Origin of the sequence: Streptomyces sp. FH025 (assembly GCF_017427025.1) — a bacterium.
Taxonomy (GTDB): Bacteria; Actinomycetota; Actinomycetes; order Streptomycetales; family Streptomycetaceae; genus Kitasatospora.
The window spans coordinates 1-11,894 of record NZ_JAFLNG010000183.1; the positions used below are offsets into that span (position 1 = coordinate 1).

The following is an 11,894-nucleotide window of genomic DNA, read 5'->3' on the forward strand; positions in this document are numbered from 1 at the left end:
GGTAGCCGTACCCGGTGTCCGGGTCGGTGCCGGCGGCCCCGGCGTTGCCGCCGTACCCGCCGCCGAGCACGGTGCCCTCGATCACGCGGGGCCGGTACGGGTCGTACTGCTCCCGGTACGGGTCGTACTGCTCGACGGGGTGCTGCTGCTGTTCGCTCATGCCGACCAAGCTCCGCCTGGTGGATGAGGACCGGATGAGAAGCGGCTCAGAAGGGTCCGAGAAGCCCGTTGGCTTCTCATAAAGCCTGGTCAGGCAGCCGTGAGGCCAGGTCGGGCCGTCTACGGAGCGGAACCGGCCGCTCCGCCGCAGCTCGGAGGCGGTTACTCCGCCGCGGCGCGGCCGGGCGGAGTCCCGTCGCAGCCGCAGGAACGGCGGATGACCAGGCGGGCCGGGAACTTGCGGACCCGCTCGGTGTCCGAGCCGGGCACCATCAGCGAGTCGTCCAGCACCAGCTCCACGGCGGCCCGGGCCATCGCGTCGCGGTCGGAGGCGACGGTGGTCAGCGGCGGGTCGGCCAGCGCGGCCTCCGGCACGTCGTCGAAGCCGGCCACCGCGAGGTCCTCCGGGACCCGCAGGCCGACCTCGCGGGCGGCCCGCAGCACGCCGATGGCCTGGTCGTCGGTGGAGCAGAAGATCGCCGGCGGCCGGTTCGGCGAGCGCAGCAGGTCGAGCGCGACGTCGTACGCGCCGTAGCGGTGGAAGGGCGCGTCGATCAGGTACGGCTCGGTGGGGATGCCGTGCGCGTCCATGGCGCGCTGCCAGCCCTCGACGTGGTCGATGACCGGGTCGCCGGGGGCGGGGGACTCGACCGGGCCGCCGAAGCAGGCCACGTACGGGTGCCCGTGCACCTCCAGCAGGTGGCGGACGACGGCCTCGGCGCCGTCCACGTCGTCGGTGACCACCGCGACGTCGTCGATCGCCTCGGGCCGGCGGTGCAGCAGCACCACCTTGGCGCCCTCCATGGCGGCGAACTCCTCGGCGGCGCGCTGCGAGGGGCCCTGGCTGACCAGGATCAGACCGGAGACGCGCATGCCCAGGAAGGCGCGGACGTAGTGGACCTCGCGGTCGTCCACGTAGTCGGAGTTGCCGATCAGCACGAGCTTGCCGCGTTCGGAGGCGGCCCGTTCGACGGCGTGCGCCATCTCGGCGAAGAAGGGCTGGCGGGCGTCCGGGACGACCATGCCGATCAGGTTGGTCCGGCGGGAGGCCATCGCCTGGGCGACGCTGTTCGGCCGGTAGCCGAGCTGCTCGATCGCCGCGAGGACCTTCTCCCGGGTCGCGGGCGCGACCGGGCGCGGCCCGTTGTTGATCACGTAGCTGACGACCGCGGTCGAGGTCCCAGCCAGTCGGGCTACATCGTCGCGCGTCACCTTGGCCACGGGGGGAGTCTACGCGTGTGGTCTGCGGGGTGGCAGTGGGACTTGGGACCGTCTCCGGAGGCCATCCGGAGCAATGCGGACAAGCCGGGCGGGGGACGGGCCCGCCCGGCCCGTTTCAGGCCTCCAGCGGCGTCGAGGGACGCTGGGCGAGCTCCGGGCGCTCGCCCTTCTCGGCCTTCTCCGGTACGACGAAGCGGTAGCCGACGTTGCGCACGGTGCCGATCAGCTGCTCGTGCTCGACGCCGAGCTTGGCGCGCAGCCGCCGGACGTGCACGTCCACCGTCCGGGTGCCGCCGAAGTAGTCGTAGCCCCAGACCTCCTGGAGCAGCTGCGCCCGGGTGAAGACCCGGCCGGGGTGCTGGGCGAGGTACTTGAGCAGCTCGAACTCCTTGAAGGTGAGGTCGAGCGCCCGGCCCTTGAGCTTGGCGGAGTAGGTGGCCTCGTCGACCGAGAGGTCGCCGTTGCGGATCTCCATCGGGCTGTCGTCGGTGGCGACCTGGAGCCGGCCGAGCGCCAGCCGCAGCCGGGCCTCGACCTCGGCCGGGCCGGCGGTGTCCAGCAGGACGTCGTCGATGCCCCACTCGGCGGTGACGGCGGCCAGGCCGCCCTCGGTGACGACCAGGATCAGCGGGCAGCCGATGCCGGTGGAGCGCAGCAGCTGGCACAGGCTGCGGATCTGCGGCAGGTCGCGCCGCCCGTCGACCAGGATGACGTCCGCGCTGGGGGTGTCCACCAGGGCCGATCCCTCGGCGGGGGCCACCCGGACGTTGTGCAGCAGCAGGCCGAGCGCCGGCAGCACCTCCGCGGAGGGCTGTAGCGCGTTGGTGAGGAGGAGGAGAGAACTCATACCCGGTGGTCCCCTTTCCGGGTCGTCGCGGTCGCGTCTCGGCCGCCGCCACAGCCGGATGGCGTAGGTGCCGAGAAGAGGGCGTGGACGCGAGTGCGGAGCGCACCGGGGGCGTGGACGGCGCGACGGCGGGTGCGCTCGGGGTCCCGCAACCCCTGGCGCACCGTTTCTGCCCTGCTCATCCCGCGAACCTTCCGGTCTGGTCCGGTGCCGGGCGGCGGCCCGGCGCCGGGGTGGCGACACCCCGCCGGACCGGCACGTCCTTGTGCCGCGAGAAGCGGGGCGGTTCCTGCTGCCCGCCGGGGGTGGGCCGGCGAATCGCAAGAACGTCCGTACTGGCGTCCTTAAAGCACAAAAGGACCCGGGGGCGACTCTGCCCGGATCCCTCTAGGAGGACGAGGATAGCCGACCGCCTCCCGCGCCGGGAGTGCGCGATCCCGGCGGTTCGCCCGATCCGGGCGTGCGCCGGGTGAGCCCGGACACAGCTTCGAACGCGCCCGGGGCCGGTCCGGCCAGGGCGATTGCCGGTCGTGGTGGCGGACACGCCATCATGGGGACGCACAGCGGCGGCGCTGCGCGTTCCATCGTTCGGGTGGTCGGGCGGGCGCCGCCGGTGGCGAGCCGGACCGGGGCACCGGGGCCGGACGAGGACGAACAGAAGGGGTGGCCCGATGGGCGCGACCACCGAGCCCGCGAGCGGCGCCCGGGTGCGCGGGACGATCCGCTACTGGGCGGCGGCGAAGTCCGAGGCCGGACTGGCCGAGGAGCCGTACGAGGCGGCGACCCTGGCGGAGGCGCTGGCCGCGGTCAAGGAGCGGCACACCGACCGGCCGAAGCTCGTCCGGTTGCTCGGGCACTGCTCGTACCTGGTCGACGGCGCCCAGGTGGGCGGCCGGGACCACACGACCGTCGCCCTGACCGAGGGCGGGACGGTGGAGGTCCTCCCGCCGTTCGCGGGAGGCTGAGCGGCGTGACGGACATGAACAACCCGAACCGCGGCGGCTACGGCGACTGGCCCCAGCAGCCCCGGCAGCCCCATCCGTATCCGCAGCAGCACCCGCAGCAGCACCCGTACGGCTACCCGGTGGACGACGAGGCCGCGACCACGCTGCTGCCCCCGGTGTCCGCGATGGACGACGCCGCGGCCACCACGCTGCTCCCGCCGGTGCCCGCGATGGACGAGGCGGCGACCACGCTGCTGCCGCCCGTCCCGCCGCTGGACGACGCCGCGGCCACCACGCTGCTGCCGCCGGTGTCGGTCTCCGGTGCGATGCCGGTGGCGCCGCCTCAGCATCGGCCGCAGCCGCCGTACCAGCAGCAGCACCACCAGCACCAGCCTCAGCAGCAGCAACAACAGCAGCAGCAGCCGCCGCAGCCAGCCAGGGCCCGGCACGCAGCCCCGGCGCCGCAGCCCGTCCCGCAGCAGGCCGCGCCCGCCGCGCCCGCCTTCGATCCGCCGACCATGACGCTCAAGCGCCCGGTCGCTCCGGCTCCGGCGCCCGGGGCCCCCGCCGCGCCGCCGTACCAGGCCGTCCCGGCACAGCCGGTGCCGGCGGCCGCGCCGCCCGCCGCCCCGCGAGCCCGGACCGGCTCGCCGATCATCGATCCGGGCCTTCAGCCCGCGCTGATCACGGCCGGCGTGGCCGCGCTGCTGGCCGGCGGTGCCGCGCTCGGCCAGGTGGCGCTGGCCCTGGTGGTGGCGCTGTTGCAGCTGCTGACGGCGGCCGGCTGGTTCCGGCTGAACGGCATGTGGCCGGCCCGGCAGGGCATCCTGCTGGCCGCGCTGGCCGGGCTCACCGCGGACGTGGCCGTGCTGCTGGCGGATTCCGACGGTTCGGCGGCGGCCGTGGTGGGCACCCTGGGCGGGTTCTTCCTGCTGGTCCTGGTGTTGCAGACGTTCCGCCCCTCGGACCCGAAGGAGCGGTTCTACGCACTGACCGTGCTCGGTTCGGCGACGGTGGTGACGGCGCTGTGCACCATGCTGCTGCTGGCCGACTGGGTGCCGGCCGGGGTGGGCGCGGTCGCGCTGGCGACCGTGCTGGCCGCGGCGCCGTTGCCCGGTCCGAAGCAGCTGGGCCCGGTGCTGGGTCTGGTCGCGGCGGTGCTGCTGGGCTTCCTGGTGGGCGCGCCGCTGGCCCTGGGGGCGCTCGCCGGGCTGGGCGCGCTGGTCGGCCGCCGGGTCGCGGCGTACGACTTCCCGTCGCGCTTCGTGCACATGACGGCGGGCGTGGCGCTGCCGCTGGCGGTGGCCGCGCCGCTGATCTGGATCGCCACCGACCTGCTGGCCGGCTGAGCCGGGTTGCGCCACACTCACGTCCCGCCCCGGAACCACCTTCCGGGGCGGGACGTCGTACGGTCGTGCGGGAGCGGTCGCGTCGGGGCGGCCGCCGAGGAAACCACGACGAACCACGGACGAACCAGAACCACAGCGGACGACGACGGCGACCGGCGACGACGGGGGACACGATGCGCGGATGGCTGAAGGCGACGATCGGCCTGGTGGTGCTCTCCGGGCTGCTGCTGGGCGCGGACCGGATCGCGGTCGGCGTGGCCGAGGACGAGGCCGCCGACCGGATGGTGAAGAGCGGCCGGATGGGCCAGCGGCCGGACGTCTCGATCGAGGGCTTCCCGTTCCTCACCCAGGTGCTCTCGCGGAGGCTGGACGACGTCCGGATCTCCTCGGACGGCCTGACGGTCGAGAACGACGGCCACCAGGTGGCGCTGCACTCCTTCAAGGCCAAGTTGTCCGGCGTCTCGGTGACCGACAACCTGAACACCGCCACCGTGGCCAGCGGCACCGGCAGCGGCGTGATCTCCTACCCGGACCTCGCCCAGCTGCTGCCGCCGGCCTCCCAGCTGCTGGGCGGCGTCCCGCTGCCGGTGGGCGGCAACTCCCGGCTGAACCTGTCGTACGGCGGGCCGGGCAAGGTCAAGGCCTCGCTGGGGCCGATCTCGGTCGGTGAGGCCACCGTGCGCAACAACGGGAACACCATCACGGTGGAGGGCCTGAAGCTGAGCTCGCTGGCCGAGGTGGTCACCGGGCTCGGCAACAAGAAGATCGAGCCGGCCGCCTTCACCCTCGACTCGATGCCGGCCGGGCTGGGCCTGGCCGCGCAGAACGGCGTGACGCCGCTGCCGGAGGGCCTCCAGCTGTCCTTCGAGGGCAAGGACGTGAAGCTCCTGGGCTGAGCCCGGTCCGGGTCCGCCCTCTCCTCTCCTCCGTTCCGCTCCGCGAGACGCGCCGTCCAGCGCGGACCGCGGGGCGGCGTCGTTTTCGCCCGAAGTGCGTGACCGGTGGCCCGGGAACCGGCACCCGGCGGGCCATGGGCAGGCCAAATCCCGCTATCCGGGCGATTTGATCTCGCCATTCGATACGCTGATGACAGCGGGCCTCGGGTGTCCCTAGCATCGTCCGCATGAAGCGACAGACGGATCTCACGAAGCGGCGGGCGGTCGACCTGTGCCGCGTGGCCGCCTGTCTGTGTCGAATGCGCTGAGTCGGCGTCCTGGCAGGGCAGTTGTGGCCCGCCGCCGATCTTCCCGGTGACCCTTCCCGGCCGTTGTGGCGGGCGGTCGCCGTCGTACCCCGCAGTTCCCCGCCCGGCCCTCCGGTTCGATCGCTCCGTCCCGACATTCGGACAGGAATTCGGACCGCATCCGCCCGGGCACCCTCGCCGCACGTCCTGAGCAGCACCTTCCGCCAACCGCCCTCGGATGGAGAACACCACCATGAGCCGCAGCGACGTCCTGGTCGACGCCGACTGGGTCCAGGCCCACCTGGACGACCCGAAGGTCGTCATCGTCGAGGTCGACGAGGACACCTCCGCGTACGAGAAGAACCACATCCGCAACGCCGTCCGGATCGACTGGAAGCAGGACCTCCAGGACCCGGTCCGCCGCGACTTCATCGACCAGGCCGGCTTCGAGGCGCTGCTCAGCGCCAAGGGCATCGCCAACGACGACACCGTCGTCCTCTACGGCGGCAACAACAACTGGTTCGCGTCCTACGCCTACTGGTACTTCAAGCTGTACGGCCACGGCGACGTCCGCCTGCTGGACGGCGGCCGCAAGAAGTGGGAGCTGGACTCCCGCGACCTGGTCGCCGAGGTCCCGGCCCGCCCGGCCACCGAGTACAAGGCGCAGGCCGCCGACTCCTCGATCCGCGCCTTCCGCGACGACGTGATCGCCGCCATCGGCGAGCTCAACCTGGTCGACGTCCGCTCGCCCGACGAGTTCTCCGGCAAGCTGCTCGCCCCGGCCCACCTCCCGCAGGAGCAGTCGCAGCGCCCCGGCCACGTGCCGAGCGCCCGCAACATCCCGTGGGCCAAGAACGCCAACGACGACGGCACCTTCAAGAGCGACGACGAGCTCAAGGCCCTGTACGAGGCCGAGGGCATCGACCTGGCGAAGGACACCATCGCGTACTGCCGGATCGGCGAGCGCTCCGCGCTCACCTGGTTCGTGCTGCACGAGCTGCTGGGCCAGGAGAACGTGAAGAACTACGACGGTTCGTGGACCGAGTACGGCAGCCTGGTCGGCGTGCCGATCGAGCTCGGCAGCAACTGAGCCCCCGGCTCGACCCGTAAGTCAGAAGGGAAAACCAGACATGTGCGGTGCGAAGGCCGGCGGCCCGGACCTGGCAGGAGTTGACGTGGCGAACGAGACGATCATCCAGGGTTCGGTGACCCGCGACGGTGAGCCGGTCAACGGCTACGTCCGGCTGCTGGACGAGGGCGGCGAGTTCACGGCGGAGGTGCCCACCTCGGCGACCGGCCAGTTCCGGTTCTTCGCCCGCCCGGGCAAGTGGACCCTGCGCGCGCTGGTGCCGGGCCAGACCGTGGACCGTCAGGTGGTGGCCTCCCAGGGCACCGCCGTCGAGGTCGCGATCGCGGTCTGACCTGGTCGCCGGGTACGACGACGACACCGAAGGCCCCTGCCGCGCAGGGGCCTTCGGCCGTACCGTGGAGGGGTGCAGACGAGGCGCCGGCGGCGCTACTACTACGCCATGATGGGCGTGTGCCTGGGCCTGTTCGTCCTGGCCTGGGGCGTGGTGCGGCTGTTCTCGGTGGGCGCGGCGGTGGGGATGTGCGTGGTGGCGATGGTCATCCCGCCGGCCGCCGCGGTCTTCGCCAACAAGCGGGACCCGGACGACGACTGGTGGAACGACCCGCGCTGGGACGACCCGAAGTGGGACGACCCCGGTCACGACCGGGACCGCCCCGACCACGAGCCGCGCGACTCCTAGAACCTGCTCTCAGCACACGTCAGTACACGAGCGCCTGGACGCCGTCCGCCATGATCTCGCTGACGAAGACCTGCGCGCCCGCGATCCGGACGCCCTCGACGGTGTCCTTCTGCTCGATCCCGCGCCGGGCCGCGCACTGGGTGCACAGCGTCACCGAGCCGGAGGCCAGGATGGACTCCAGCAGGTCCGGCAGCGGCGCCGCGTGCGGCAGCTCGAACTCCGCGGCCCTCCCCGGCAGGGCGAACCAGGAGGACTCCCCGGTCAGCCAGAGCGAGACCTCGATCCCGCTGGCGACGGCCACGGCCGCCACCGTGAACGCCTGCGAGCACCGCTCCGGCGCGTCCGCTCCGGCCGTGACCTTGATGACCAGTTTCTTCGACATGGCGCCACCCTAGAGGGCCCGCCACCCCCGTCCGAGGTCATCCCGGAATCCCTTGGGCAAACCTTGGGCAGCCCCCGAAGACCGGCGCGAAATCCGACGTGGTGGGGCTCACCGCGACCGGCCGGAACACGGCGGATAGAGTGAGCGCGAGCAAAATCCACCACACTGTCGCTGCCTGGGAGCCCCCCGTGTCCGGTCTCGAATGGTTCTTCGATGGTCTGCTGGCCCTCATGGCCGTGCTGATCACCTGGTTCGCCATCTTCTCGGTGATGAAGCTGTACCAGGGCCAGCGCTGAGCCTGCCGTACGGTTGACGCAGACCGCACCGACCACGACAGCGACCAGGAACATGATCGAGATCCCCTCTGACCTCCACAAGGACGTCGTCCCGCTCGCCTTCCTCCTCGGCACCTGGGAGGGCGCGGGCGTTTTCGACTTCCCCGGCGCGGAGAAGTGCAACTTCGGCCAGGAGATCGTGATCCGGCACGACGGCCGCCCCTTCCTGGAGTTCCGCTCCCGCACCTGGGTGCTGAACCAGGAGGGCGAGAAGGTCCGCCCGCTGGAGAACGAGCACGCGTTCTGGCGCATCACCAGCAACCCCGACGGCACCAGCGGAGCCCGGGGGATCGAGATCTCCTCCGTCCGCGACGACGGCACCGTCGAGATCTGGTACGGCGAGCTGGCCGACGGCAAGCCGCAGGTCGACGTCTCCACCGACGCGGTGGCCCGGATCGAGGGCTCCCCGGAGTACTCGGGCGGCAAGCGGCTGTACGGCTTCGTCAACGGCGAGCTGCTCTGGGTCGGCGAGAAGGCCGCCCCGAACGTGCCGCTGCGCCCGTACATGTCCGCCCAGCTGAGGAAGGTGCTCAGCCCGGCCCAGCTGGTCAAGGACGTCAACGACCTGCCGGACGACGGCATCGCCTTCTTCAAGTAGGCCGTCTTCGCGTAGGCACCGTTCTGCACGGGGTAGGGACCGGCCCGCGGCCGGTCCCTACACTTGCCTCAGGACCCCCGACCTTGGCAGGGACAGCACCGTGGCGGACACCGGCAGCACCACCGACTGGCAGCTCTCCGGCGATTGGAAGGCCGACCTGCGCGAGCGCGGCTACCGGCTCACCCCGCAGCGGCAGCTCGTGCTGGAGGCCGTCGACGTCCTCGACCACGCCACCCCCGACGACATCCTCTGCCACGTCCGCAAGACCGCCAGCGGCGTCAACATCTCCACCGTCTACCGGACCCTGGAGCTGCTGGAGGAGCTCGGCCTGGTCTCGCACGCCCACCTCGGCCACGGCGCCCCGACCTACCACCTGGCCGGCCGCCACCACCACCTGCACCTGGTCTGCCGGGACTGCGAGAAGGTCACCGAGACCGGCACCGAGATCGCCCAGCCGCTGATCGACCGCCTGCGCGAACAGCACGGCTTCGACACCGACCTCAAGCATTTCGCCATCTTCGGCCGCTGTGCCGACTGCGCCGCCGGGCGTACGGACGGCCGGTCGTAAGCTGGCCGGTATGACCGGTCTGAAGAGCCCGCTGCTTTCCCTGCCCGGAGCCGTCCCCGCCGAGGGGCCCGACGAGGGCGTCGCCGCCCACTACGGCGACATCTTCCGCGAGCAACGCAACCTCGCCCGGGGCACCGGCTTCGTGGACCTCTCGCACCGCGGCGTGGTCACCGTCACCGGCGCGGACCGCCTCTCCTGGCTGCACCTGCTGCTCACCCAGCACGTCAGCGAGCTGGCGCCGCAGCACGCCACCGAGGCGCTGGTGCTTTCCCCGAACGGGCACGTGGAGCACGCGCTCTACCTGGTCGACGACGGCACCACCACCTGGGCGCACGTCGAGCCCGGTACCCAGGGCGCGCTGGTCGCCTACCTGGAGAGCATGAAGTTCTTCTACCGGGTGGAGGCCGCCGACGCGACCGCCGACTACGCCGTGGTCCACCTCCCGGCCGGCTCCACCGTCCCCGTCGAGGGCGCCGCCGCCGTTCGCGAACTCCCGTACGGGCGCGACCTGTTCCTGCCGCGCGCCGAGCTGGCGGAGCTCACCGCCGGGTACGGCCCGGCGGCCGGGGTCTGGGCGTACGAGGCGCTGCGGATCGAGGGCCACCGGCCGCGGCTCGGCTTCGAGACCGACCACCGGACCATCCCGCACGAGGTGGACTGGCTGCGCACCGCCGTCCACCTCCAGAAGGGCTGCTACCGCGGGCAGGAGACCGTCGCCCGGGTGCACAACCTGGGCCGCCCGCCGCGCCGGCTGGTCTTCCTGCACCTGGACGGCACCGAGGAGACGCTGCCCCCGCACGGCACCGAGGTGCGGTCGGCCGCCGACCCGGAGGGGCGGGCGGTGGGCTTCGTGACCTCCTCGGCCCGGCACCACGAGCTGGGGCCGATCGCGCTGGCGATCGTCAAGCGGAACGTGCCGGTGGACGCGGTGCTGCTGGCCGGGACGGTGCCGGGCACGCAGGACGTGATCGTCCCGCAGTAGCGGCCCGCCGGATCGGACCCCGCCGGATCGGACCCCGCGGGCTCAGACCTCGACGAGGACGGTGAACGGGCCGTCGTTCACCAGCGCCACCTGCATGTCGGCGCCGAACCGGCCCGTCTCCACCTTGGCGCCCAGCGCGCGCAGCTGGGCGACCACCTCGTCCACCAGCGGCTCGGCGACCGGCCCGGGGGCGGCGGCGTTCCAGGTGGGGCGGCGGCCCTTGCGGGCGTCGCCGTAGAGGGTGAACTGGCTGATCACCAGCAGCGGGGCGCCGAGGTCGGAGCAGCTCTGCTCGACGCCCTCCTCGTCGGGGGGCAGCAGCCTCAGCGTCCAGAGCTTGCGGGCCAGTTGGGCCGCCTTGGCCGGGGTGTCCTCGTGGGTGACGCCGACCAGGACGCACAGCCCGGGCCCCTCGATCGCGCCGACGGTCTCTCCGGCCACGGTCACCCGGGCCTCGGTCACTCGCTGCACCACTGCTCGCATGCCGCCATTGTGCCGGAGCGCCGGACGGCCCCCGGAGGGCCCCCGGGGCGCAGAAGAGGGGCGCGCAGACATGGTGTGCGCGCCGCGTGGCGCGCGCCTGCGCAGGTTCGGGCGCCGATCTTCCTGCGGAAAGGCCCGGTCATATCAGCCACCCCCGTTCGCCAGGGGGCCGTTCGGGTGCACGGGCGGTGCGCGCGCGCCGGGTGGGGTGGCACGCTGGTGGACCGTACGGAGGGCCCGGCGCGCCTGGAGGTCCGCCGCACCGGGCCGGGGTTCGGCCGGGCGGTCGGGCCGGTGGGTCGGACGTTCTGGCCGGGGTCGTCCCGGCGGGTGGTTCCGGCCGGGGAACGGAACTCCACGGGGCCCCCGGCCGTGCGACCGGACGGGACGCGAGCCCGTCGGGGACGGGCCGGACCGGCGGCAGGGACGGGGTGCCGCGAGCGGGCGGGATCGGACGACGGCAGGTGGCTGGATGATGGACACGAGCAGCGCGGCATGGGAGCGTCCCGGGCGGGTGGCGCAGGCCCCCGGGGCCCTTTCCTGGGCGGAGGGTCCGGACGGCGAGCCGGAGCTGGAGCGGCTGGGCCTGGACCAGCTGCGGATCCTGCGCCGGGAGACCCTGGAGCAGGAGGCCGACCTGTCCTACCTGCGGCGGCTGCTGCACGGGCGGATGGACATCCTGCGCGCCGAGCTGGACCGGCGCCCCGGCGGCGGCCCGGCCCGCAGCGCCGGTACGGGCCGGGCCGAAGCGGCCGACGAGGAGCCCGGACGCGAGCTGCTGGACCGGCTGCCGGCCATCCTGACCGACGCGCCCTCCTCGGTGCGGCGCTCGGCCCGGCACGTCACCCTCGGCCCGCCGCGCACCCAGGAGTCCCAGTTGGAGGCGGACGCGCTGATGGGCGACGTCCAGCTCGCCGACCTCGCGGCGCACCCGGCCGAGGAGCTGCTGGCCGCCCTGGAGCGGCTGCGCGCGCACGAGCGGGAGGTCTCCGGACGGCGCCAGCGGCTGCTGAGGACAGCCGACGGTTGCAATGCCGAGATCACCCGCAGGTACCGTGATGGGGAAGCACGGGT

The 11,894-nt window shown here is 73.0% G+C and carries 15 protein-coding genes; 11 read left to right on the forward strand and 4 right to left on the reverse strand.

Features of this window, described 5'->3' with window-relative positions:
* Positions 1-321: 321 nt before the first annotated feature.
* Positions 322-1,380: a LacI family DNA-binding transcriptional regulator gene (locus tag J0670_RS15485; protein WP_207812145.1), complete on the reverse strand. Its 1,059-nt coding sequence runs from the start codon at positions 1,378-1,380 to the stop codon at positions 322-324.
* Between the two features lie 115 nt (positions 1,381-1,495).
* Positions 1,496-2,227 (reverse strand): response regulator transcription factor, encoded by a 732-nt coding sequence (locus J0670_RS15490; RefSeq protein ID WP_207812146.1) that lies wholly within the window; start codon positions 2,225-2,227, stop codon positions 1,496-1,498.
* Positions 2,228-2,898: 671 nt separating this feature from the next.
* Here J0670_RS15490 and J0670_RS15495 point away from each other — a divergent pair.
* The 7 genes from J0670_RS15495 to J0670_RS15520 all read left to right on the forward strand — a co-directional run bounded on the left by J0670_RS15495 (position 2,899) and on the right by J0670_RS15520 (position 7,472).
* On the forward strand, positions 2,899-3,192 hold the full coding sequence (locus J0670_RS15495; protein WP_207812147.1) for a MoaD/ThiS family protein: 294 nt from the start codon (positions 2,899-2,901) through the stop codon (positions 3,190-3,192).
* Positions 3,193-3,197: 5 nt separating this feature from the next.
* The gene (locus J0670_RS15500; protein WP_374223108.1) at positions 3,198-4,520 is read left to right on the forward strand and encodes a hypothetical protein; all 1,323 of its coding nucleotides are present in this window, start codon (positions 3,198-3,200) and stop codon (positions 4,518-4,520) included.
* Positions 4,521-4,693: 173 nt separating this feature from the next.
* Complete coding sequence (locus J0670_RS15505) at positions 4,694-5,416, forward strand: DUF2993 domain-containing protein (RefSeq protein ID WP_207812148.1); 723 nt, start codon at positions 4,694-4,696, stop codon at positions 5,414-5,416.
* Between the two features lie 227 nt (positions 5,417-5,643).
* Positions 5,644-5,724 carry an Ms5788A family Cys-rich leader peptide gene (locus tag J0670_RS40565; protein ID WP_350517234.1) on the forward strand — a complete coding sequence of 27 codons (81 nt, stop codon included), beginning with the start codon at positions 5,644-5,646 and terminating at the stop codon, positions 5,722-5,724.
* Positions 5,725-5,956: 232 nt separating this feature from the next.
* A complete protein-coding gene (locus J0670_RS15510) occupies positions 5,957-6,793 on the forward strand; it encodes a sulfurtransferase (protein WP_207812149.1) in 837 nt (278 codons plus the stop codon).
* 40 nt (positions 6,794-6,833) lie between these two features.
* The gene (locus J0670_RS15515; RefSeq protein WP_030059605.1) at positions 6,834-7,124 is read left to right on the forward strand and encodes a DUF1416 domain-containing protein; all 291 of its coding nucleotides are present in this window, start codon (positions 6,834-6,836) and stop codon (positions 7,122-7,124) included.
* A 72-nt stretch (positions 7,125-7,196) separates the two neighbouring features.
* Positions 7,197-7,472: a DUF3099 domain-containing protein gene (locus tag J0670_RS15520; RefSeq protein ID WP_307806533.1), complete on the forward strand. Its 276-nt coding sequence runs from the start codon at positions 7,197-7,199 to the stop codon at positions 7,470-7,472.
* 19 nt (positions 7,473-7,491) lie between these two features.
* On the opposite strand, the gene J0670_RS15525 is transcribed toward J0670_RS15520, so the two are convergent.
* Entirely contained in the window at positions 7,492-7,854 is a 363-nt protein-coding gene (locus J0670_RS15525; protein WP_207812150.1) for a DsrE family protein, read from the reverse strand.
* Between the two features lie 348 nt (positions 7,855-8,202).
* Between J0670_RS15525 and J0670_RS15530 the strand changes: the two genes are divergently transcribed.
* The 3 genes from J0670_RS15530 (at position 8,203) to J0670_RS15540 (ending at position 10,337) form a co-directional block, all read left to right on the forward strand.
* Positions 8,203-8,787 (forward strand): FABP family protein, encoded by a 585-nt coding sequence (locus tag J0670_RS15530; protein WP_207812156.1) that lies wholly within the window; start codon positions 8,203-8,205, stop codon positions 8,785-8,787.
* A gap of 100 nt (positions 8,788-8,887) precedes the next feature.
* On the forward strand, positions 8,888-9,355 hold the full coding sequence (locus tag J0670_RS15535; RefSeq protein ID WP_207812151.1) for a Fur family transcriptional regulator: 468 nt from the start codon (positions 8,888-8,890) through the stop codon (positions 9,353-9,355).
* A gap of 19 nt (positions 9,356-9,374) precedes the next feature.
* A complete protein-coding gene (locus tag J0670_RS15540; protein WP_207812157.1) occupies positions 9,375-10,337 on the forward strand; it encodes a folate-binding protein YgfZ in 963 nt (320 codons plus the stop codon).
* Positions 10,338-10,379: 42 nt separating this feature from the next.
* Here J0670_RS15540 and dtd read toward each other — a convergent pair whose 3' ends face one another.
* Entirely contained in the window at positions 10,380-10,820 is a 441-nt protein-coding gene (gene dtd / locus J0670_RS15545) for a D-aminoacyl-tRNA deacylase (protein ID WP_207812152.1), read from the reverse strand.
* A gap of 472 nt (positions 10,821-11,292) precedes the next feature.
* Between dtd and J0670_RS15550 the strand changes: the two genes are divergently transcribed.
* Positions 11,293-11,894 (forward strand): AmfC protein (locus J0670_RS15550; protein ID WP_207812153.1); only part of this gene is annotated, 602 nt, incomplete at its 3' end.